Source organism: Micromonospora sp. NPDC047187, assembly GCF_040643355.1.
Taxonomy (GTDB): domain Bacteria; phylum Actinomycetota; class Actinomycetes; order Mycobacteriales; family Micromonosporaceae; genus Micromonospora; species Micromonospora salmantinae.
This window is the reverse complement of record NZ_JBEYUF010000016.1, coordinates 73,438-95,985: the sequence shown is the minus strand read 5'-3', so window position 1 is coordinate 95,985 and position 22,548 is coordinate 73,438. Positions and strand designations below refer to the sequence as shown.

Genomic DNA, 22,548 nt, shown 5'->3' with positions numbered 1-22,548 from the left:
CGATGAAGGCGGATCTGCACAGTTACTTGAAGGGCGGCCGCGAGTCGCTGCTGTGGAAGCTCGACGGGCTCGGCGAATATGACATCCGGCGTCCGTTGACCCCGACCGCGACCAACTTGCTCGGTCTGGTGAAGCACTCGGCGGCCATGGAGATCCTCTACTTCGGCGTCGTGTTCGGCCGACCGTTCGAGCAGGAGCTGCCCTATGTGGGCGACGGGGCGGAGACCAATGGCGACATGTGGGCGAGCGCTGATGAGACCCGCGAGGAGATCGTCGCACTGTACCGTCGCGCGATCGCCCACGCCGACACCACCATCGATGCCCTTGCACTGCATGAGGTAGGCCACGTGCCGTGGTGGGGCGATGCGGCGGTCACGCTGCACCACGTCCTGGTCCACGTCATCGCGGAAACCCAACGGCACGCCGGCCACGCCGACATCGTGCGTGAACTCATCGACGGCACGGCCGGGCTGCTGCCCAGGAACGACAACCTGCCCCGCGTGGACGAGTCATGGTGGCTGGACCACCGCCAGCGAGTGGAGCAGGCTGCCCTCGACGCCAGCAAGCGCAGCAACTAGCTCTCTGCCGGTCATGGCGGCCAGATCACCGGCCCTGATCCGTGAGCTCGACGGCCGAGGCGCCGCCACCACGCACGGCGCCTCCTCCACAGCGGTCTGGCTCCGCGAACGGTTACGCCTCACCATCCCCGGCCGCCCGCCGCCTCGTCGACCTCGCCGCCGTCCTGGACACCGGCAACCCCGGGGTACGCCACGCAACCTCACTGGGCAAACACCTGGCTCGCGGCTCTGCCGGCTGATTGCCACCCCGACGTCCGGCCACAGTCGCACGGCCGATCGGATACGTGGCCGGGCCGTCACGAAATCCGGCGGCGAATCGTCACAGCTGGCGGTTAGTCTTCCTCCGCGCGCCGTCGTCCTGGCACGTCGCGCCCCGCGCCCGGTTGGCGCGGCATCGCCGCCACCGCCCACCGTCGGCCGGCTCAATCGACTTCAGGAGAGTTAGTGACACAGCAATCCCTCGCGACATCGGACAAACTCGACGCCGCGGTGCTCAAGGTGGCGGGCGTCGTCGTCCTTGGCGCGATCATGTCGATCCTCGACGTAACTGTGGTCAGCGTGGCGCTGCCCACATTCCAGAGCGAGTTCGACGCGTCCTACGCCCGCGTGGCCTGGACCATGACCGCCTACACCCTCGCGCTCGCCACCGTGATCCCGCTCAGCGGGTGGGCGGCGGACCGGTTCGGCACCAAACGGCTCTACATGGTGGCGCTGGCCCTGTTCACGATCGGGTCGGGGCTCTGCGCCATGGCCGACACGATCGGCGAGCTGATCGGCTACCGGGTCCTGCAGGGCCTCGGTGGCGGCATGCTCATGCCGCTGGGCATGACCATCATGACCCGGGCGGCCGGGCCGCACCGGATCGGCCGGCTGATGGCCGTCCTCGGCATCCCGATGCTGCTGGGGCCGATCGGCGGCCCGATCCTCGGTGGTTGGCTGATCGACACCGCGAGCTGGCACTGGATCTTCCTGATCAACCTGCCGATCGGTCTGATCGCCCTGATCTACGCGCAGGTAGCGCTGCCGAAGGACGCGCCCGAGCCGTCAGAGTCGTTCGACTTCGTCGGCATGCTCATGCTCTCGCCGGGCCTCGCCCTGTTCCTCTACGGCGTCTCGTCCCTGCCGGAGGCGGGCACCTTCGCCGAGGCCAAGGTCTGGGCCCCGATGTTGGTCGGCGGCGCGCTGGTGGTGGCGTTCGTGCTCTACTCGTTCAAGCCCCGGCACCCGCTGCTCGACCTGCGGCTGTTCCGCAACCGCAGCCTGACCATCGCGTCGGTGACGATGTTCGTGTTCATCATCGCGTTCATGGGCGCCGGCCTGCTGTTCCCGAGCTACTTCCTGCAGGTGCGCGGTGAGTCGACGCTGGCCGCCGGTCTGCTGATGGCGCCGCAGGGCATCGGCGCGATGATCACCATGCCGATCGCCGGCACGCTGGCCGACCGGGTGCCGATCGGGCGTACCGTCCCGTTCGCGCTGGGTCTCATCGTCGTCGGGTTCTTCGGTTTCACCCAGGTCGACCCGCAGACCTCGTACTGGCTGCTCGGTGGGTCGTTGTTCGTGATGGGTCTGGGCATGGGCGGCACGATGATGCCGATCATGACGTCGGCGCTGCGGACGTTGTCGGCCAACGACGTGGCTCGCGGCTCGACGCTGGTCAACATCCTCCAGCAGATCGGCGGCTCGGTCGGCGCCGCCGTGATGTCGGTGATCCTCACCAACGAGCTGAACGGCTCCCGGCCGATCCCCGGCCTGGTGGACGAGAGCGGCAAGCCGGTCACCGAGGCCGGGCTGGCCATCGCCGCCCAGCAGCGGCCGGAGCTGCTCCAGCAGATGCCGGTCGACCCGTCGATCATCGAGCGTGGGCTGGACTTCGCCGCCAAGTCGTTCGCGACCACGTTCTGGGTCGCGTTCGCGCTGGTCGTGCTCACGATCATCCCGGCGGCGTTCCTGCCGCGCCGACGTCAGCCGGCGCAGCTCGACGACCCGCAGGGCGAGCAGGTCAAGACGCCCGTCGTCATCCACTGACCGACCCCGCCGCGCCCGGCACCCCGGGTGGTGCCGGGCGCGGCGGGGTCGGTCAGTGGATGACGACGGGCGTCTTGACCTGCTCGCCCTGCACCCCGTGAGGTGCCGGGCGCGGCGGTTCGGCGTCAGCGCAACGGACCGTCGCCGGGCCCGTCCGGGTCCTCGACCACGTGGACCGCCGCTTCCTCCGCGCTGGCGGCACCCGCGTCGATGCCGGCATCCCACGCCACCGACTCGGCCTCGTCGTCCTCGCGGACGCCCTCGTCGTAGGCGACGAGACGGCCGGCGCGCGCCTCCGCCTCGTACCCCCGACGGGTCAGCTCGTCCTCGTCGTCGCCACCCTCGGCGTACGGGTCGACATCTGGCACCTCCTGGGCGAGGTGTTGCGCCAGGGACTCGCCCGCGCGTTCCTCGGCCGGCGTGGTGCCGAACCGGTTTGCCGCCGTCCAGTGGTCCTCGGCGATGATGCCGGTGTCGAGGGGGTCGCCGACCCGGTCGTCGTCGAGGGTGTCGGAGGCGTCCAGGACCCCGTCGTCCTCGGCGACGTTCCACTCGTCGACGGAATCCATCCGTTCGGTCTGGCTCACGGCGGTCTCCTCTTCGTCACGGTGCAGCAAAGCGCTCAGCCTATGACCATGCAACGCGTCCGCCCGCCGAGGTCTGCCCGCTGTGACGAACGGACCTCGGGACGGGCGGTGCCACTGTGGGTCACCGCTTCAGCAGCTCCACCACGGCGTCGGTGAACTCCACCGGCTGCTCGATGTGCGCGAAGTGTCCGCTTCGCTCCAGCGTCACCAGCCGCGAGTCCGGAAGCCCCGCGTGCAACTGCTCGGCCCAGCGAGGGCCACAGATGAAGTCGTACGCCCCGACGATCACCACGACGGGCACGGTGATCTCACCGAGGCTCTCCCGCACGTCGAAGGGCGTGGGGTCCTGCGCGCCGGCCGGCGTCGCCCAGATCCGGACGGCCGCCTGAAACGGGGCGAACTCGTCCTGTCGGCCCCAGAAGTCCGCGAAGTACACCGGCAGGGCGGCGCGCAGAGCGGCCCCCAACGACTCGTCGTCCGTCGCGCCGCCGATCTGCGCGAAGGCAGCCGGGACCGCTGCCGCCTCCGGCCGGTCCGGGTGCCGCTGCGGGTAGGCGGCGAGGCCGGCCATGGCCTCGCCCCAGAACTCGGCGCCGGTGACGGGCGAGGTGTCGTACAGGGCGAGGCCGGAGATCCGGTCCGGGTGGGCGAGCGCGTACCGCTGGACGACGAAACCGCCGTGCGAGTGCCCGAGGAGGTACACCCGGGGTTCGCCGAGGTGCTCGACGACGGCGTGCAGGAACCGGACATACGTGTCGAGACGGTAGTTGTCGGGGTTGTCGAGCTGCCCCGACGCGCCAGTGCCCACCGGCTCGACGTAGACCATTGTGAAGTGCGTCTCAAGGCTGGGCGTCCGCAGGTAGGCCCACTCGATGCCCGGCCCGCCGGAGTGCGCCACGCAGACCGGACCGGTGCCGGCGACGTGGTAGACCTGCCGAACGCCATCCACTGTGAACGTGTGGGCGCCGGGTGCGAGGGCGCTGACGTCGTGGCTGGTGAAACCCATGAACTATCTCCCGATCCGAGACCCGCGCGGCGTCGGCCGACACGGCGACTGATGCAATGACGCGGACCAGATGCGCGGGTCGGGAGGAAAGTTCGCTCGGTCGGAGAAGTTTTTTCAGACCAGCGCGGGGACGGGATGGAAGAGGGTGAGCTGGCGCACTCGGCCCTCGCGTAGCACCTGCAACCACAGCGCCGCGGGTGGGCAGTGCTCCGGGTCGTCGGGTGGGCTGATCAGGTCGGTTTCCCAGATCAGCACGTCGCCGCTGGCCACCACGTTGCGCAGCCGCTGACGTACCCCGGCGGTCAGGTCGCGGTTCATACCGTTGATGGCCAGGTCACGGCCACCGCGCGGACCGCCCGGCACGATCATCTCGGCGTCCGGCCACCAGCTCTCGTGGACCACCCGCTCGAAGTCGCCGCCCATCGCCGTGGTGATCATGTCTTGGCCCTCCCGCCACCGCGAGTCGTTCGAGGCGGCGACGTCCGGGTGCGCGGCGTCCGCCGCCGTCCGCAGGCCGCCGGCGAGCGCCCGGCGGGCGTGGCTGAGGCGGCTGCGGACGGTGCCGACCGGCACGCCACACACGGCCGCGATCTGCTCGTACGAGGACGCGTCGCTGAAGTACCGCAGCAGGGTGACGAGCCGGTCAGGTTCGGACAGTTGACCGATGGAGTGCCACACCCAGTCGCGCATCGCGGCCCGGTCCAGTGCCTCCTCCGGGGTGGGTGTGTCGGCGGGGCGGGTGAACCACTCGGGTTCGGCGACCGGGACGGCTCTGGGCCCGCGCAACGCCATCCGGCTGTTGTTGCGGACGATGGCCCGCAACCAGGGGCCGACGGCGTTCGGGTCGCGGACCTCGCCGATGCGACGCAGGGCGACGACCATCGTGTCCTGCACCGCGTCCTCGGCGTCCGGCCCGTAACCGAGGACGCTCAGCGCGACGGCCCGCATCGCGGCCTCGTGCCGTGCCAGCAGCGCCCCCAGCGCGGCCGCGTCTCCCGCCTGCGCGAGCACTACCAGCTCCCCGTCGCTCTGCGTCACGCCCAGTTCCTCCCCGAAACACCTGTTCTGAACGCATGTGCTCCATCAAGCGTACGGCGGAGCGGCGTGCCGGTGCCCCGGGCCGGTCGGCCGTCCTACGCTGCGGACGAGCTGGCGGCGCGGGTCGCCCGGGAGCCGATCTGCCGCAGGTGCACGATCAACTCCGGAGGCTCGTGCACCTCCATGTCGCAACCGAGAGTCAGCAGGCGCCACGCCAGCCACTCCAGAGTGTCGGCACTGCTGCGTAACCGGCACGAGGTCTCGTCGATCGGCTCCAGATCGACGCCGGTGCCACCGAGCGGGCCCGCCATCCGCTCGATCGGCGCGTGCAACGTCACCACCGCCCGGTAGACGGGCGTCAGCTCAAGCAGCTTCTCCGTCATGAACGAGGCGGCGTCGGACGCCGGCAGTTGCCGGGCGGCGACCCGGGCCCGGGTGGGCCGCAGGTCGGTGATCCGGTCGAGCCGGAAGATCCGCCAGTCGTCGCGGTCGTTGTCGTAGCCCACCAGATACCAGCGCCGGCCCGCCGACACCAGCTTGTACGGCTCGACGAGCCGCTCGGTGTCCACGCCGTCGCGACGGCGGTAGGTGAACCGTAGCTGCTCACGATTGTTGACGGCGGCGGCCAGCGCACTCAGGTGCTCCGGGTCGACAGTCGGTTGGTCCCAGGTGAGCAGTGGTTCGGTGGCCGCCCCCAGCGCGCTGACGCGGTGCCGCAGCCGGGACGGCAGCACCTGTTCGAGCTTCGTCAGCGCCCGCACCGAGGCCTCCTCGATGCCGGCCACCGCGTGACCGGCGGCGGTGCGCAGACCGACAGCGATCGCCACCGCCTCGTCGTCGTCGAGCAGCAGCGGCGGCATCGCCTTGCCGGCGACCAGGCGGTATCCGCCGATCGCGCCCATCGTCGCCTGCACCGGGTAGCCGAGGTCGCGCAGTCGTTCCACGTCGCGGCGGATGGTGCGCAGGCTGACGCCGAGCCGGGTGGCCAGCTCGCTGCCGGGCCACTCGCGGGGCGTCTGCAACAGCGACAGCAGGCCCAGTAGTCGGGCGGGGGTGTCGGACATGATCCCAGGATGCCAGCGATGTGTGCCAGAACCTGTCCTATATGGGCCGTAGCGTTTCCGGCATGACGCCCTTTCGCATCGACATCCCGCAGGCGGACGTCGACGACCTGCGTGACCGGCTCTCCCGAACCCGGTGGCCCCGCTCGTTGCCCGGCACCGGCTGGAGCCGCGGGGTGCCGGTGCAGTACCTGCGCGAGCTGACCGAGTACTGGGCGAACGGTTACGACTGGCGGGCCCACGAGGCTCGTCTGAACGACTTCCCCCAGCTCGTCACCGAGATCGACGGTCTGGATGTGCATGTGTTGCACGTCCGCTCGCCGGAGCCGGACGCGCTGCCGTTGTTGCTGACGCACGGCTGGCCGAACTCGGTGGTCGAGTTCACCGAGCTGATCGGCCCGCTGTCCGACCCACGCGCTCATGGCGGGGATCCCGCGCAGGCGTTTCACGTGGCGGTGCCGTCGGTGCCCGGATACGGTTTCTCGCAGGCGCCGCCGGCCGGGTTCACGATCGACCGGCTCGCCCGGATGTGGGCCGAGCTGATGGTCCGCCTCGGCTACCACCGTTACGGCACCCAGGGTGGCGACCTCGGCGCGTACATCGCGCCACGGGTCGCCGCAGTGGCGCCGGAGCAGGTCGTCGGCGTGCACATCGACGGCGGGTTCGGCTTTCCGACGGCCGCCGACGTGCCGGACATGAGCGTGGCGGAACGCGCCGAGTGGGAGCAGATGCAGCAGTGGATGAGCGGCGGCGTCGACCATCACGCGTTGCTGCGGGCGGCGCCGCAAACCTTCTCGTACGCCTGGAACGACTCGCCGGTCGGGCTGCTGGCCTGGATGATGCACAAGTTCAAGGAGTTCACCATGACGGTGCCGACGCCGGAGCAGGCCATCGACCGGGACCACCTGCTCACCAATGTGAGCCTCTACTGGTTCACCGGCACCTCGGGAACGTCGTCGTGGCCCATGTACGAGCGACTCACCGTCGCCGACGACGGCGGTTTCGTCTGGCCGACGGGCCAGCGGCGGGTGCCGTCCGGTGTGTACGGCGGCGGCTCCGCGCTGATGCGCCGCATCGCCGAGCGTGACAACACCATCGTCCACTGGCCGCAGGGCAACCCGGGCAGCCACTTCGTGGCGATGGACGAGCCGCTGGCGCACGCGGCGGACATCCGCGCGTTCTTCGAGGGCCTGCGATGACCGAGCTGAGCTGGGCGCAGGTGTCCGCCCGACGACTACAGCGGCACCGGCTCCGCACGCCGGCGGCGGACGCGGCACCGGACGCGGTGCGCGTCGCCGAGGTGGTGTCGGCGATCAGCGGCGCGCACGCCCAGGTCGCGTCGGCCGCCGAGCTGTCCATCGGGCTGCGGGTGCCGGGCACGACCCGCGCCCTGGTGCGCCGGGCACTGTGGACCGACCGCACCCTGGTCAAGACCCGTGGGCCACGCGGGACCGTGCACCTGCTCGCCGCGGCGGACCTGCCGATGTGGGTCGGCGCGCTGACCGCGTTGCCGACCCCCTCGTGGGAGCGCAGTGCGGTCCTGCTGACGCCCCGGCAGACCGAGCAGGTCCTCGCGGCCATCGCCGACGCCGTTGCCGAGGCCGACCTGACCACCGCCGAGCTGACCGAGGAGGTCGTCGCCCGCACCGGCCCGTGGGCGGGTGACCTGGTCATGGAGGCGTTCCAGGACAAATGGCCCCGGTGGATCGCCGCGATGACCGCCGCCACCCGGGGCGGAGTGATCTGCTTCGGCCCGAATCGCGGTCGGGCCAGCACGTACACCAGCCCGACCCGGTGGCTGCCCGACTTCGCGCCGATGCCCGGTCCCGCCGCCCTGGCCGCCCTCGTCCGCAGCTACCTGCACGCGTACGGGCCGGCCACCCCGGCACAGTTCGCCCGGTGGCTCGGGGTGCCGGCGGGGTGGGGGACGTCGCTGTTCGACTCGCTGGACCTGGCCGAGGTGACGGTGGAGGGCACCCGGTCCTGGGTGAGCGCCGACGACACCGAATTCCCCGACGACCGGCCGTCCGGGTTGCGGCTGCTGCCGTATTTCGACGCGTACGCCGTCGGCTGCCACCCCCGCGAACGGCTCTTCCCCGATGCCGCCGCCGAGCGGGCGCTCGCCGGTGGCCAGGCCGGTAACTATCCGGTGCTGCTGGTCGACGGGGTGGTCGCCGGCGTGTGGCATCAACGCCGCTCCGGCCGCGCGATCCGGGTCACCGTCGAGCCGCTGCGGACGCTCGGCGCCGCCCAGCAGCGGGCGTTGGGGCAGGAGGTCGAACGGGTCGGCGAGATCCTGGATGGCAGGGCGTCGCTGACCATCGGCACCGTCAGTGTCGGTCCGCACGCCTGAGGCCACGCCGGCCCACCGCCTGGGCCACTATGAGAGCGTGCACCCCGATCCGGTCGACCACGCGCCCCGGCAGGCGTTCCCCTGGGCGCTCCTGCGTCAGCGCTGGGAGGACCTCACCTTCCTGCACTGGGCCGTCGCTCCGGAGGTGGTCGCGCCGTTGCTGCCCGCCGGCACTCGTCCGGACACGCTGCAGGGGATCAGCTACGTGGGCCTGATCGGTTTCCGGATGGTCGGGCTGGGCTTCGGCCGCGGCCCGGGGGTGCCGTACTTCGGCACCTTCTGGGAGACGAACGTCCGGCTCTACTCAGTCGACGACGCCGGCCGACGAGCCGTCGTGTTCCGGTCGCTCGACGCGTCTCGACTGCTGCCGGTGCTGGTGGCGCGGGCGACGCTGCGCCTGCCGTACCTCTGGTCGTCGATGCGGTTGGACCGCGACGGCGACCGTCGCACCTACCGCTGCCGGCGACGCTCGCCGGGGCCGGCGGGCGCGACGAGCCGGATGGTGGTGCGGGTGGGGGAGCCGATCGCCGAGCCGACCCCGCTCGAACACTTCGTCACCGCCCGCTGGGGGCTGCACACCCGGGCGTACGGGCGCACGTTGCACCTGCCGAACTGGCATCCGAGCTGGCCGCTGCACCGGGCCGAGGTGCTGCACCTGGATGACGAGTTGGTGGCCGCCGCCGGGCTGCCGGCACCGGTCGGGCCACCGGTCAGCGTGCTCTACTCGCCAGGTGTCGGGGTCAGGTTCGGCCCGCCGGTGGCGGCCCGGCCGCCTGGTGCCGGGCCGCCGGAGCCTCAGTAGCGGCCACCCTCGGGCGCGGGCAGCGCGTCCAGGTCGGCCAGGTCCTCGGCGCTGAGCCGCACGTCAGCGGCCGCGCAGTTGTCCACCAGGTACTTCGGGGTTTTGGTGCCGGGGATCGGGATGACCTGGTCACCCCGGGCGACCACCCACGCGAGGGCGACCTGCGCGGGGCTGAAGCCGGCCCGGTCGGCGATCTCCCGGACCCGGGCGACGATGGCGAGGTTGGCGCGCAGCGCGTCCTGCTGGAAGCGCGGTAGGCCGCGCCGGAAGTCGTCGGCGGGCAGGTCGTCGAACGAGCTGAACCGGCCGGCGAGGAAACCGCGACCGAGTGGGGAGAACGGCAGGAAGGCGATGCCCTGCTCGGCGCAGTACGGCAACACCTCGGTCAACGGGTCGCGCGTCCACAGTGACAACTCGGACTGCACCGACGCCACCGGGTGCACCGCCTGGGCCCGCGCGATCTGCGCGACAGTCACCTCGGACAGGCCGAGCTGCCGGGCCTTGCCCGCCGCCACGACCTCGGCCATCGCACCCCAGGACTCCTCGATGGGCACCTCCGGGTCGACCCGGTGAAGCTGGTAGAGGTCGACGTGGTCGGTGCCGAGCCGGCGCAGGCTGTCGTCGATCGCCGCTCGGATGTGCTCCGGACGGCCGTTGTTGCCGATCTTCGGTGAGTTGCCGGGGCCGCCGGTGGGGGAGGTGGCCACCAGGCCGACCTTCGTGGCCAGCACGGCCCGATCCCGGTGCCCGCCGGCCAGCGCCCGCCCGACCAGCTCCTCGTTGGTGTACGGCCCGTACACGTCCGACGTGTCGATCAGCGTCGCGCCCAGGTCCAGTGCCTGTCGGATGACGGAGATCGAGGTGTCGTCGTCGCGAGGGCCGGTGATGTCGTAGCCGTGGCTCATGCCCATGCAGCCGAGGCCGATGACGCCGACCTCGGGCCCGGTGCTGCCCAGCGTGGTGGTTCGCATGCGCCCCACGCTACGACCGGACCGGCGGACCCGCACCCGCCGTGGTGGGTGCGGCTGCTCCCCGGGCACGTGACGACTCTCACCGGAAGTGGACTCGGGAGTCCGGTACGGTGGGCGCTAAGCGGACCTACGAGTCCGGATGTGCCCGACGGCGACCCACGAGGAGCCCCATGAATCCGGTACGGATCAGCGACGCCCTGCGCGCCGTGGTCTTCGAGCCGACGCGCGACCTGACCGAGGCGCTCGACGAGTTCTACGCCCCCGACTACACCCACCGCAGCGACGGCGAGACCCTCGACCGGGCCGGATTCGTCGCGATGGTGACCCGGGTACGCGGTCAGATCGCCAGCGGCACCGTGCGGGTCCTCGACGAGCTGCGCGACGGTCTCCGCTACGCCGAACGACACGTCTACGAGATCACCCTGGCCGACGGGTCGACCGCCCGACGGGAGATCGCCATCTTCGGGACGTACGCCGAGGACGGCCGCTTCCGCCACCTCAGCGAGACGGGTTTCGACCTGCCCGCCTGAAACCGTCTCGACGACCAACGCAGGAGAGAGAGCCATGCCCCGCCTTGCCGACCCCGACCCGAACGCGATTCCGGCCGACGTCCGCGACGTCCTGTCCGCCCTGCCGCCCGACCCGATGGTCAAGATGCTGACCCACTCGACCGGCACGGTGAACCTCTTCATCCAGCTCGCGAGGGCGCAGTTCACCTCGTTGGAGCTGCCCGCCCGCTCGCGGGAACTGGTCATCCTCACCGTGGCCGAGTACACCGATTGCGAGTTCGTGGCGGCCCAGCACGCTCCGATGTCCGAGGCGGCCGGCGTCGACGAGCGCACCCGGGAGATCATCAGCAGCCGGGACGCCGACAACCCGCACCTCTCCAGGTACGACCGGACGCTCATCCGGTTCGCCGCCGAGGTGGTGCGGTCACCGCGCGTTCCCGACGACCTCTTCGAGCAGGCGCGGAACACCCTCAGTGAGCGCGAGATCGTCGAGGTGCTCCAGGTGATCGGCTACTACTGGTCGTTCGGCCGGGTGGCCACGGTGCTCGACGTCGAACTCACCACCGTTTACGGCGACGAGCCGCTGCTGACCGACGAGACCGAGCGGGCAGACTGAGGCCATGACCCCACCGACGCCGAGCGACCCGGATGCTCCCCACCGGCGTCTGGACGCCCGTCGTAACCAGGAGCGGGTCATCGCCGCCGCCCGGGAACTCTTCAGCGAGCAGGGTCTCCAGGTGACGGTGCCGCAGGTGGCGGAGCGGGCCGGGGTGGGACGCGCCACGGTGTACCGCAGTTACCCCAGCAAGGAAGACCTGATCGTCGCGGTCGTCCAGCGGCAGTTTCAGGAGCTGGAGCAGCGCACCCGCGCGGCGCTCGACGGCGCCGACGCGTACCGGGAGTGGTGTTCCTTCGTGCCCGACCTGTTCGGACGCCTCGCCCGCGACCGGGTCCTCGCCGACGCGTTCTTCGAGGGCAGGCTGGTGCCCGCCGCGCGCATCCTGGATCTGATCGGGCAACTGGTGGCGGCGGCCCGAGCGTCCGGCAAGATTCGCCCGGACGCCGGGGAGCTGGACATCCGGGTAATCCTCTGCGGAGCGGTCCGGCAGCTCATCGTGCTCGACGAGCGCGACCCGGCGGTGTGGCGCCGGTACGCCGACCTCGTGCTCAACGCGCTGCGCCCCTGACGGCCAAGGCTGACACTGAGGGGAAAGCTCGACCGACGGGTCGAGGGCGGTCGCGCCGGCTTCGACAATGGGTCGAGGGCCGGAGGCAGCCGGCCTCGCCGACGAGTCGACACGGCACGGACCGAGGAGTGGATCGATGACGAAGGTGACGACCTGGGCGACGATGTCGTTGGACGGCTACATCGCGGACGCGTCCCACGGTGGTTTCGAGTACCTCTTCCAGTGGTACGAGAACGGCGACGTCGAGACGCCGACGGCCGACCCCGAGCTGACCTTTCGGACCTCCGCCACGAGCGCCCGGCACCTGCGGGCTCTCACCGAGCGGACCGGCGCGCTCGTCGTCGGCCGGCGGCTCTTCGACATCACCAGCGGGTGGGGTGGCCGGCATCCGTTGGACGTGCCGGTCGTGGTGGTCACGCACAGCGTGCCGGAGGGTTGGGCACCCGAGAACGACTCCTTCGTCTTCGTCACCGACGGCATCGAGAGCGCGATCGCCCGGGCGAAGGCGATCGCCGGGGACAAGGAGGTCGGTGTCAACGGCGGCACCATCGCCGCCCAGGTCGTCGAGGCCGGCCTGCTCGACGAGGTGCACGTCGAACTCGTCCCGGTCCTGCTCGGTGCCGGCATCCCGCTCTTCGCCGACCTGAAGATCGCGCCACTTCGGCTGGACGGCCCGTTCAGCGTCGTCGAGGGCGACGGCGTCACCCACCTGGCCTACCGGGTACGCCCAACGACCTGAGCGCCGCGGGGACCAATCCCCCATCTTGCCCCCATAGGGATTGATCTATATCCTGCGCGCAGGCGCCGCCCCGCCTCAGGCCATCACCGTCGATCCGAAGCGGGTTCCGTATGCGCACACTGAGACTTGTCACGACCCTGGCCGTCGCCGGCCTGCTCGCCGGTGGGGTGGCACTTGTCGCCGCCACGCCGGCCGCCGCGGCGACAGCCGTGTTCTCCGTGACGAACAACTGGGGCAACGGCTACCAGGGGCAGGTCACCGTCACCAACGACACCTCCGCACCGATCACCAGCTGGCGGGTCGAGTTCGACCTGCCGTCCTCCTCGACCGTCAGCCAGTCGTGGAACGCGCAACAGAGCACCTCGGGCAGCCACTACACCTTCGCCAACGTGTCCTGGAACGGCACCCTCGCCGCCGGCGCCTCCACCTCGTTCGGCTTCCTCGTCAACGGCACCGGCACCCCGGTCAACTGCACAGTGAACGGCGCGTTCTGCGCCGGCGGCCCGCCCCCGACCACCCCGCCGCCCCCGACCACCCCGCCGCCCACGACCCCGCCGCCGACCACGCCGCCGCCGACCACCGGTACGCCGGTCGAGCGGCACGGGCAACTGCGGGTCTGCGGCACCACGATGTGCGACAGGTCCGGCGCGCGGGTGCAGCTGCGGGGCATCAGCAGCATGTGGCTCAACTGGGAGACCGCCCCGTACGCCGAGAACCTCTCCGCGTTGACCTGGATGCGCGACAACTGGAACCTGCAGGTGATCCGCGCGGCGATGGGCGTGGAGCCGGCCGGGGCGTACCTCAGTGATCCGGCCAAGGCGCGCGCGCAGGTGGAGACCATCATCAACAACGCGGTCACCGCCGGGGTCTACGTGATCGTCGACTGGCACGCGCACGAGGCGCAGAACAACCAGTCCCAGGCGGTGGCGTTCTTCGGCGACCTGGCCCGCCGGTACGGCCACCTGCCCAACGTCATCTGGGAGCCCTACAACGAGCCGCTCCAGGTCAGCTGGACCAACGTCATCAAGCCGTACCACCAGGCGGTGGTGTCCGCGATCCGCGCCGCCGACCCGGACAACATCGTCGTGCTCGGCACCCCGACCTGGTCACAGGACGTGGACGTCGCTGCGGCCAGCCCGGTCACCGGCACCAACCTGATGTACACCCTGCACTTCTACTCCTGCACGCACGGGGCGTCGCTGCGTGCCAAGGGCGACGCGGCGATCCGCGCGGGTCTGGCGCTGTTCGTCACCGAGTGGGGCGCCAGCAACGCCGATGGCGGCCTCGACGGTCGGGCCTGCCTGCCGGAGGCGCAGTCCTGGATCGACTGGATGAAGGCGAACGGCATCTCCTGGACGGCCTGGAAGCTCGACGTCGGCACCGACACCACCAATCTGCTCAGCCCGGGGGCGCCGGTGACCGGTGGGTGGACCAACTACCTGCACGGCCACGCGCCGTTCGTGGTGACGAACATGAGGTGATCCCGCCCCTGCTTGACCGGGATTGATCGAATCGAGACTGCTGATGTCGGGGTGTCCAGGCCGGCGGGACACCCCGACATCACCGACCGCCACCACGGCCACGCCACCGCCACCGCCGAAGGGTCACTGTGTGAAAGCCCGCCGGTACGCGGTGGGGGTGGTGGCGAAGGCCCGCTGGAAATGCGCACGGAGGTTGGTCGCCGTGCCCAGGCCGGTACGCCGTGCGACCTCGTCGATGGTGATCCCGCCGTTCTCGAGCAGGGTGCAGGCCGCACGCAGCCGTTGCTGGATCAACCACGCTCGTGGGCTCATCCGGAACCGACTCTGGAAGGTGCGGTGCAGCGTACGGCTGGACATCACACCCTGCCGGGCAAGGTCCGCGACGGTGATCGGGCGGTGCAGGTTGCCGCTCGCCCACGTGATGACCCCGGCCAATTCGTCGCCCTCACCCGGAACGCCGACCGGGATGAACTGGGCCTGACCGCCGGCTCGGTGCAGCGGCGTGACCATGTGGCGGGCCCGTTGGATGGCAGCAGCCTGCCCGTGGTCGCGGCCGACGAGGTAGAGGCACATGTCCAGACCGGCGGCGAGTCCGGCGCTGGTGATCATCTCGCCTTCGTCGACGTACAGCGCACTCGCGTCCACGAACACCAGTGGATGCTCGCGAGCGAGCGCGTCGGCGTGTGCCCAGTGGGTGGTCGCGCGGCGGCCGTCGAGCAGACCGGCCTGGGCCAGCGCGAAGGCGCCGGTGCAGATCGACGCGATGCGGACGCCACGACGGTGTGCCTGCCGCAGGGCCTCGAGAGCACGCGGCGGTGCCGGGCCACGGCGGAATCCGGGAACGATCACCGTGTCGGCACCGTCGAGCGCGTCGAGCGTCGCGGCGACCGTCAGCTCCAGGCCGGCGGTGGTGGTGGTGACCGGACCACCGTCCAGTGCGCACACCGTCATCGCGTACCGGCCGTGGCCCTCGTGGCCGAACACCTGCGTTGCGATGGTCAGATCGAACGCGACAACAGTGGGTAGGGCGAGGACGGCGACCCGATGCGTGGCGGGTTTCTTACGCATGATGGCAAGGATGCCACTCGCCGCCGCCCGGTCGGCAGGAGATTCTGGGCCGTATGCGAATCGAGATCGTGGTGTTCGACGGCTTCGACGAACTGGACGTCTTCGGGCCGTTCGAGGTGTTGTCGATGGCCGGCTTCGACGTGGCGCTGGTCGCCGTCGAACGATCGGGGCCGGTCACCAGCATGCGTGGTGTCCAACTTCAGCTGCCCGAGGTGCTGGGTCAGACCGACGGCGTGGTCGTCCCAGGTGGCGGATGGCTGAACCGGGCCCCCGAGGGCGCCTGGGCGCAGGCGCAGCGCGGTGTGCTGCCGGCGAAGCTGGCGGCGTTGGCGCCATCGGCGCGGTGGATGGCGTCGGTGTGCACCGGTGCGCTGTTGCTCGCCGCCGCCGGCCTGCTGACCGGCCGGCGGGCGACCACCAACCGCAACGCGTACGACGAGTTGCGCGCCCACGACGTCACAGTCCTCGACGAGCGGGTGGTCGACGACGGTGACCGGGTCACCGCTGGCGCGCTCTCGGCCGGGCTCGATCTGGGTCTGTGGCTCACCGAACGGGAACTCGGCGCCGCCACTGCCGATCGGGTCGCGGCGTCCATCGAGTACCGGGCGCCGCGTCGCTGAGCAGCCCGGACAGAACGGGCGCGTCACCTTAACGCGCCGGAAACACCCCCGGTACCAACCCTGGGAACGCTCGTCGGACAGTCGAGACCACCGACACGCGAACCGGGGTGACCATGGCCGACAACACCACGAACGCGCCGACGTACGACGAGCCGGTGGGCCGGTCCGGCAACGGCCGGACGCTGCCCACCCCCCGTACGAACCCGCTCCTGTCGCTGGACGACGGCGATCCGGCGGACCTGGCCACGATCGGGGTGGAGGAAGAGTTCCACGTCGTCGACCTGCACACCCGGGAGTTGGTGCCCCGCGCCGGAGAGTTGCTCGACCGGTTGCCGGCGGCCTCGTTCACCGCCGAGCTGCACCGCAGCGTGGTGGAGACCAACACCGCGGTCTGCCGCACCCTGGACGAGATCCGTGCCGAGCTGACCCGGCTGCGTCAGGCGGCCGTCCAGGTCGCCGACCGGGCCGGTCTGGGCATCGTGGCGGCCGGCACGGTGCCGCTGCGCGCCGACGGCGACCCCAGCGTCACCCCCACCTCCCGTTACCGGCGGATGCTCGACGAGTACCAGCTGCTCGCCCGGGAGCAGTTGATCTGCGGCGCGCAGGTGCACGTCGGCGTCTCCGACCGGGACCTGGCGGTGGCGGTCACCCGCCGGGTCCAGCCGTGGCTGCCGGTGCTGCTCGCCCTCTCCACCAGCTCGCCGTACTGGATGGGCCAGGACAGTGGCTATGCCAGCGTCCGGTCCCTGGTCTGGCAGCGCTGGCCCACCGCCGGTGACCCGGGCGAGGTGACCAGCGCCGCGGACCACGAGGCGCTGGTCGCCGAGCTGATCTCCTCCGAGACCATCACCGACCCCGCCATGATCTATTTCGACGTCCGGCCGTCGGCGCACGTGCCCACGGTGGAGCTGCGGATCACCGACGCCAACGCCGACGTGGAGACCATCGTCCTGCTCACCGGCCTGTTCCGGGCGCTCGTCCGGCGGGAGGTCGCCGCCCTGCGCGCCGGGGCGGAGCGCACTGCCGTACGACCACCGGTGCTGCGCGCCGCCGTGTGGCGGGCCGCCCGCTCCGGGTTGGAAGGTGACCTGCTCGACCTGCCCCGGTCGGCCCGACCGGTGCCGGCCGCCCAGGCGGTCCGCCGCCTGGTGACCGACCTGCGCCCACAGTTGGAGGCGACCGGGGACTGGGAGCAGGTCGGCGAGCTGACCCGGTACGCGCTGGAACGCGGCAGCTCCGCCGCCCGGCAGCGGCGGGCGTACGAGCGACGGGGCCGGTTGGCCGACGTGGTCGACCTGCTGCTCGACGAGACCCGGGGCCGGGTCCGCGGTCCGCTGCCGGGTGCGCCGACACCGCCGGCGCTGCCCACGTACGCCGACGCCGGCGACGAGGTCTTCGGACCGGCCGGACCGCAACCGGCGTACGCCCCGATGCTCGCGGCCCTGCGCCAACTCGGTGCCGGCGCCCTGCGCCAACGCGAACACGACCGGGACGAGGAGCAGCGGGCCCGGGGGGTGACGTTCAGCGTGGCCGGCGAGGCGAGCACCCGGCTCTTCCCGGTCGACCTGGTGCCCCGGGTGGTGCCCGCCGCCGACTGGCGGACCCTGCGTACCGGCCTGGTGCAACGCGCCCGCGCCCTCGACGCGTTCCTGCGCGACGTCTATGCCGACCGGGCCGTGGTGGCCGACGGCGTGGTTCCGGCGTGGGTGGTGGAGTCCTCACCCGGGCTGCGCCCGACCGGGGCGCTGATGGGCCGACGGAGCACGCGCGCCCAGGTGTCCGGCACCGACCTCGTCCGGGACCCGGACGGCGGCTGGTACGTGCTGGAGGACAACCTGCGGGTGCCCTCCGGGATCGGCTACGCGGTGCAGAACCGTCGGCTGACCCAGGCGGTGCTGCCGGAGCTGCCGGTGCCGGAGGATCTGCTGCCCGCCGACGAGACGCCGGCGATGTTGTACCGGGCGCTGGTCGCCGCCGCGCCCGCCGCGGCCGACGACCCCGCCGTGGTGGTGCTCAGCAGCGGCCCCGGTGATCCGGCGTGGTTCGAGCATCGGCTGCTCGCCGACGAGATGGGGGTTCCGCTGACCGAGACCAGCGACCTGCTGGTGGAGGAGGGTCGGGTCCGGCTGGTCCGCGAGGGCTGCCGCCGCGAGGTCGACGTGATCTACCTGCGGATGGACGAGGAGGCGCTGCTGCACGCGCCTGGCGCGGACGGGGTGCCGCTGGGCTGGCCGCTGCTCGCCGCCGTGCACGCCGGACGGCTCACGCTGGCCAACGCGCTGGGCAACGGTGTCGGTGACGACAAGGCGCTGTACGCGTACGTGCCCCGGCTGATCGAGTACTACCTGGGCGAGAAACCGCTGCTCGGGGACGTGCCGACGTACCTGTGTGGGCTGCCCGAGCAGCGGGCCGAGGTGCTGGGCCGGCTCGACGAGCTGGTGCTCAAGCCGGTCGACGGGTACGGCGGTGACCGGGTGGTGATCGGCCCGCGTGCCGAGGCGGAGGAGCTGGACGCCGTCCGGGAGCAGATCCTCGCGGCCCCGCACCGGTGGATCGCCCAGGAGATGATCGCGCTGACCACCCACCCGGTCTTCGACGGCACGGCGCTGGCTCCCCGCCACGTCGACCTGCGGGCGTTCGTGTTCCTCGGCGACACCGCCGAGGTCGCGCCGGTGGCGCTGACCCGGGTGGCTCCGGCCGGCAGCATGATCGTCAACTCGTCACGCGGCGGCGGGTCGAAGGACACCTGGCTGCTCGGTGGAGCCGACGAACCGTCGGCGTAACCGACGCTTGACCCACCCGTCATCGGGACGCAACCCGGTCCGCCAAGCCTGGACCGGTCAGCGGCCCTCAGCGGATTCAGCCGACGAAAGGTGTGTGCCATGTGCGGTATCGGAGGCGAGTTCCGCCTCGACGGGGCGCCAGCGGACCTGGCCGCCGTCGAGCGGATGCTCCCCGCGCTGGCCTCCCGGGGCCCGGACGGCGAGGGTCGGTGGCAGCAGGGGCCGGTGGCCCTGGTGCACCGCCGGCTGCGCATCATCGACCTGTCCGACGCGGGCGCCCAGCCGATGGTCGACACCGAGCTGGGTCTGGCAATGGTCTTCAACGGCTGCATCTACAACTATCGGGAGTTGCGCGACGAACTGACCGCCGCCGGCTACTCCTTCCGGTCCACCTCGGACACCGAGGTGATCCTCAAGGCGTACCACCGGTGGGGGACGGCCTGCGTCGAGCGGTTCTACGGCATGTTCGCGTTCGCCCTGGTCGAGCTGGCCACGCACACCCTGGTGCTGGCTCGCGACCGGCTCGGCATCAAACCGCTCTACCTGGCCGAGGGACATGGCCGGGTGCGTTTCGCCTCGACCCTGCCGGCGTTGCTCGCCGCCGGTGACGTGGACACCGACCTCGACCCGGTGGCGTTGCACCACTACATGAGCTTCCACTCGGTGGTGCCGCCGCCGCGCACGATCCTCGCCGGGGTCCGCAAGCTGCCACCGGCCACCGTGCGGGTGATCACCGCGGACGGGCGGAGCACCGACACCACCTACTGGCGGCCGGAGTTCAACCGGGGCGCCGTCCCCGCCATGTCCGCCGACGAGTGGCAGGAACGGCTCATGGCGGCGTTGCGCACCGCCGTACGACGGCGGATGGTCGCCGACGTGCCGGTCGGCGTACTGCTCTCCGGCGGTCTCGACTCCAGCCTGATCGTCGCCCTGCTGGCCGAGCAGGGTCAGACCGGCCTGGCCACCTTCAGCATCGGCTTCGAGGCGGCGGCGGGGGAGAGCGGCGACGAGTTCCACTACTCCGACCTGATGGCCCGCCACTTCGACACCGACCACCAGCAGATCCGCATCGGCGCGAAGCGGTTCGTGCCCGCCGTGCACCAGGCCATCGCGGCGATGAGCGAGCCGATGGTCAGCCACGACTGCGTCGCGTTCCACCTGCTCTCCGAGGAGGTCTCGCAGCGCATCACAGTGGTGCAGTCCGGGCAGGGCGCCGACGAGATCCTCGCCGGCTACGACTGGTACCCGCCGATGGCCAACGTGGCCCGCGCGGACGCCGTCGAGGCGTACGCCCGGGTGTTCTTCGATCGTCGCCACGACGTGCTCGGCGGGCAGCTGGCGCCCGAGTGGATGCTCGACCACGACGCCAGCCTGGAGTTCGTCGCCGCGCACTTCGGCGCGCCCGGCGCGGACACCGCGCTGGACGCGGCGCTGCGTCTGGACAGCCTGGTGATGCTCGTCGACGACCCGGTCAAGCGGGTCGACAACATGACGATGGCGTGGGGGTTGGAGGCGCGGGTGCCGTTCCTCGACCACGAGGTGGTCGAGCTGGCCGCCGCCTGCCCACCCGGCATGAAGCTGGCGCAGGGCGGCAAGGGGGTGCTGAAGGCGGCGAGCCGGGGCATCGTCCCGGACGAGGTGATCGACAGGCCGAAGGGCTACTTCCCGGTGCCCGCCATCCGGCACCTCTCCGGCCCACTGCTCGACGATGTGCGGGACGCGCTGACCGCCCGACCGGCGCGCGAGCGGGGCCTGTTCCGCAAGGACTACCTGGAGGAGTTGCTGGACGCGCCGAACGCCCAGCGGACCACGCTGGGCTCCAACGCGCTCTGGCAGCTCGGGCTGCTGGAGCTCTGGTTGCAGCGGATCGGGGTTTAGATGAGCGTACGGATTGAGCCGCCGCGCACCACCCGGCGGCCCCGACCCGCGAGCCACCGGCCGGTGTCGTCGCCGGTGCCGATCAGCGAGGACTTCGCCCCCGCGCCGTCCCCCGACGGGCGCCAGGTGGCATTCCTCTCCGACCGGGCGGGCACGCCCGGCGTCTGGGTCTGCCCGGTCGACGCGGGCCCGCCCGTCGCGCTGCCCGTCGGCGACGAGCCGGTCCTCGCGCTGAGCTGGTCCCCGGACGGCAAGTGGTTGGCCTGTGTCGTCGCCCCCGGTGGCGCGCCCCGCACCGAGCTGTGGGTGTTGCGCCCGGACGGCACGCGACGCCACCAGGTCGCCGGGTTCGGTCGCCGCAGCGCCGCGCTGGCCGGCTGGCTGCCCGACGGCGCGGTGCTGGCGGTCACCGAGACCGACGAGCACGGGCAGGCCCTGCTGGTCGACGCGGCCACCGGGCACCGGCGGGTGCTCGCCCAGGGCGACCTGCTCACCCTCCTGGACGTGACCCCGGACGCCGGCACCGCGCTGCTGCGCCGCGGCCCCCGTAACGCCCGCTGGCTGGAGGTGCTCGACGTGGCCACCGGCGTTCGCCGGCGACTCTTCCCGGATACCGGGCGGGGCAGCACCGACCAGGGTTGGTTCGGCCCGGACGGCACGAGCGTGCTGGCCCGCACCGACGCGTACTCCGAACTCGCCGCGCTGGTACGGGTCGACCTGGCCCGACCGGAGCAGCCGCCGACCCGGCTGGCCGGGCGACCGGACGCCGAGCTGGAACACGTCACGCCCAGCGCGGACGGGCAGCGCGGGGCGTTGCTGTGGAACACCTACGGCGGGCGCAGCGAGCTGAGCCTGCTCGACTTCGCCAGCGGTGTGCAGCGTGCCGTCACCGCACCCGGCGAGGTGCTCGGCGACGCCGTCTTCGCCGCCGACGGCGGCCTGCTCTGCCTCACCGCGCAGGGGTCGGTGCAGCCCCGGGAGGTGTGGCTGGTCGACCCGTCGACCGGGGCGCCGCGCCCGCTGCGGCCGGACACCGGCCCGCGCACTGACGATGCCGGTGTCGCGCCGCAACTGGTCGACCTGCGCGCGCGTGACGGGCTGCCGCTCTCCGGCTGGCTCTACCGCCCGGCCGGGCAGGGCCCCTGGCCGACGGCGATCAGCCTGCACGGGGGCCCGGAGGCGCAGGAGCGCCCCGGCTACAACCCACTGTTCCAGGCCCTCGTGGCGCAGGGCATCGCGGTCTTCGCGCCCAACGTCCGGGGGTCGTCCGGTTTCGGCCGCTCGTTCGTCGCCGCCGACAACCTCGCCGGCCGCTACGGTGCGATCGCCGACGTGGCGGCCTGCGCCGACTTCCTCGTCGACGCCGGCGTCGCCAGGCCCGGCCAGCTCGGCGTTCTGGGCCGCTCCTACGGCGGTTACCTGGTCCTCGCGGTGCTGGTGAACTTCCCCGGTCTGTTCGCCGCCGGGGTCGCCGAGTGCGGCATCTCCGACTTCCGGACCTTCTTCGCCGGCACCGAGCCGTGGATCGCCGCCGCCGCCGTCAGCAAGTACGGCGACCCCCAGCGGGACGCCGACCTGCTGCGCGACCTCTCCCCGCTGACCCACATCGATCGGCTGGACGTGCCGGTGCTGCTGATCCACGGCGCCAACGACACCAACGTGCCGGCGGGCGAGTCGGCGCAGGTAGCCCAGGCCCTCGCCGACCGGGGGGTGCCGCACGGGCACCTGGTGCTCGCCGGGGAGGGGCACGACTTCCTGTCGCGGACCAACGCCGAGGCGGCCCGTACGGCCACCACCGGTTGGCTGACCCGGCACCTCGCCGCGACCGCGACCGTCGTCGGCTGAGGCGTTATCCTGCGCCG

At 71.8% G+C, this 22,548-nt stretch carries 20 protein-coding genes; 14 read left to right on the top strand and 6 right to left on the bottom strand.

Going from position 1 to position 22,548, the window contains the following annotated elements; genetic code table 11:
• Positions 1 to 2 precede the first annotated feature (2 nt).
• Both ABZ794_RS23410 and ABZ794_RS23405 read left to right on the top strand, forming a co-directional pair.
• On the top strand, positions 3 to 578 hold the full coding sequence (locus ABZ794_RS23410; RefSeq protein WP_357517552.1) for a DinB family protein: 576 nt from the start codon (positions 3 to 5) through the stop codon (positions 576 to 578).
• Between the two features lie 444 nt (positions 579 to 1,022).
• A complete protein-coding gene (locus ABZ794_RS23405; protein ID WP_357517550.1) occupies positions 1,023 to 2,603 on the top strand; it encodes a DHA2 family efflux MFS transporter permease subunit in 1,581 nt (526 codons plus the stop codon).
• Between the two features lie 125 nt (positions 2,604 to 2,728).
• Here ABZ794_RS23405 and ABZ794_RS23400 read toward each other — a convergent pair whose 3' ends face one another.
• The 4 genes from ABZ794_RS23400 to ABZ794_RS23385 all read right to left on the bottom strand — a co-directional run bounded on the left by ABZ794_RS23400 (position 2,729) and on the right by ABZ794_RS23385 (position 6,298).
• A complete protein-coding gene (locus ABZ794_RS23400) occupies positions 2,729 to 3,190 on the bottom strand; it encodes a DUF5709 domain-containing protein (protein ID WP_210784670.1) in 462 nt (153 codons plus the stop codon).
• A 121-nt stretch (positions 3,191 to 3,311) separates the two neighbouring features.
• Complete coding sequence (locus ABZ794_RS23395) at positions 3,312 to 4,196, bottom strand: alpha/beta hydrolase (protein ID WP_357517548.1); 885 nt, start codon at positions 4,194 to 4,196, stop codon at positions 3,312 to 3,314.
• A gap of 114 nt (positions 4,197 to 4,310) precedes the next feature.
• Positions 4,311 to 5,234, bottom strand: coding sequence for a sigma-70 family RNA polymerase sigma factor (locus tag ABZ794_RS23390; protein WP_210784672.1), 924 nt, complete (start codon positions 5,232 to 5,234; stop codon positions 4,311 to 4,313).
• 95 nt (positions 5,235 to 5,329) lie between these two features.
• The gene (locus ABZ794_RS23385; RefSeq protein ID WP_357517545.1) at positions 5,330 to 6,298 is read right to left on the bottom strand and encodes a YafY family protein; all 969 of its coding nucleotides are present in this window, start codon (positions 6,296 to 6,298) and stop codon (positions 5,330 to 5,332) included.
• Between the two features lie 62 nt (positions 6,299 to 6,360).
• Between ABZ794_RS23385 and ABZ794_RS23380 the strand changes: the two genes are divergently transcribed.
• From ABZ794_RS23380 to ABZ794_RS23370, 3 genes are read left to right on the top strand one after another with little or no spacing between them, the layout of a single operon-like run.
• Positions 6,361 to 7,494: an epoxide hydrolase gene (locus tag ABZ794_RS23380; RefSeq protein WP_357517543.1), complete on the top strand. Its 1,134-nt coding sequence runs from the start codon at positions 6,361 to 6,363 to the stop codon at positions 7,492 to 7,494.
• Positions 7,491 to 8,648 (top strand): winged helix DNA-binding domain-containing protein, encoded by a 1,158-nt coding sequence (locus ABZ794_RS23375; RefSeq protein ID WP_357517541.1) that lies wholly within the window; start codon positions 7,491 to 7,493, stop codon positions 8,646 to 8,648. Before ABZ794_RS23380 ends, ABZ794_RS23375 begins: the two co-directional genes overlap by 4 nt.
• A 37-nt stretch (positions 8,649 to 8,685) precedes the next feature.
• Positions 8,686 to 9,450: a DUF2071 domain-containing protein gene (locus ABZ794_RS23370; protein ID WP_357517540.1), complete on the top strand. Its 765-nt coding sequence runs from the start codon at positions 8,686 to 8,688 to the stop codon at positions 9,448 to 9,450.
• Here the strand turns inward: ABZ794_RS23370 and ABZ794_RS23365 are convergent.
• Entirely contained in the window at positions 9,444 to 10,421 is a 978-nt protein-coding gene (locus ABZ794_RS23365; protein ID WP_238688112.1) for an aldo/keto reductase, read from the bottom strand. The two genes, ABZ794_RS23370 and ABZ794_RS23365, sit on opposite strands and share 7 nt — an antisense overlap.
• Positions 10,422 to 10,591: 170 nt before the next feature.
• Between ABZ794_RS23365 and ABZ794_RS23360 the strand changes: the two genes are divergently transcribed.
• From ABZ794_RS23360 to ABZ794_RS23340, 5 genes are all read left to right on the top strand, one after another.
• Positions 10,592 to 10,951 (top strand): hypothetical protein, encoded by a 360-nt coding sequence (locus ABZ794_RS23360; protein WP_210784677.1) that lies wholly within the window; start codon positions 10,592 to 10,594, stop codon positions 10,949 to 10,951.
• Between the two features lie 34 nt (positions 10,952 to 10,985).
• Entirely contained in the window at positions 10,986 to 11,546 is a 561-nt protein-coding gene (locus ABZ794_RS23355) for a carboxymuconolactone decarboxylase family protein (protein ID WP_210784678.1), read from the top strand.
• 4 nt (positions 11,547 to 11,550) lie between these two features.
• A complete protein-coding gene (locus tag ABZ794_RS23350) occupies positions 11,551 to 12,117 on the top strand; it encodes a TetR/AcrR family transcriptional regulator (protein WP_210784679.1) in 567 nt (188 codons plus the stop codon).
• A gap of 136 nt (positions 12,118 to 12,253) precedes the next feature.
• Positions 12,254 to 12,856, top strand: a complete 603-nt coding sequence (locus ABZ794_RS23345) for a dihydrofolate reductase family protein (RefSeq protein WP_357517536.1) — start codon at positions 12,254 to 12,256, stop codon at positions 12,854 to 12,856.
• A gap of 110 nt (positions 12,857 to 12,966) precedes the next feature.
• A complete protein-coding gene (locus ABZ794_RS23340) occupies positions 12,967 to 14,337 on the top strand; it encodes a cellulase family glycosylhydrolase (protein ID WP_357517534.1) in 1,371 nt (456 codons plus the stop codon).
• 123 nt (positions 14,338 to 14,460) lie between these two features.
• On the opposite strand, the gene ABZ794_RS23335 is transcribed toward ABZ794_RS23340, so the two are convergent.
• The gene (locus tag ABZ794_RS23335) at positions 14,461 to 15,405 is read right to left on the bottom strand and encodes a DJ-1/PfpI family protein (protein WP_357517532.1); all 945 of its coding nucleotides are present in this window, start codon (positions 15,403 to 15,405) and stop codon (positions 14,461 to 14,463) included.
• A gap of 53 nt (positions 15,406 to 15,458) precedes the next feature.
• On the opposite strand from ABZ794_RS23335, the gene ABZ794_RS23330 reads away from it, so the two are divergent.
• The 4 genes from ABZ794_RS23330 (at position 15,459) to ABZ794_RS23315 (ending at position 22,531) form a co-directional block, all read left to right on the top strand.
• Positions 15,459 to 16,025 carry a DJ-1/PfpI family protein gene (locus ABZ794_RS23330; protein WP_357517530.1) on the top strand — a complete coding sequence of 189 codons (567 nt, stop codon included), beginning with the start codon at positions 15,459 to 15,461 and terminating at the stop codon, positions 16,023 to 16,025.
• Positions 16,026 to 16,138: 113 nt separating this feature from the next.
• Positions 16,139 to 18,808: a carboxylate--amine ligase/circularly permuted type 2 ATP-grasp protein gene (locus ABZ794_RS23325; RefSeq protein ID WP_357517528.1), complete on the top strand. Its 2,670-nt coding sequence runs from the start codon at positions 16,139 to 16,141 to the stop codon at positions 18,806 to 18,808.
• Positions 18,809 to 18,907: 99 nt separating this feature from the next.
• Entirely contained in the window at positions 18,908 to 20,686 is a 1,779-nt protein-coding gene (locus tag ABZ794_RS23320; RefSeq protein WP_238688120.1) for an N-acetylglutaminylglutamine amidotransferase, read from the top strand.
• Entirely contained in the window at positions 20,687 to 22,531 is a 1,845-nt protein-coding gene (locus ABZ794_RS23315) for a S9 family peptidase (protein ID WP_210784686.1), read from the top strand.
• Positions 22,532 to 22,548: the final 17 nt, after the last annotated feature.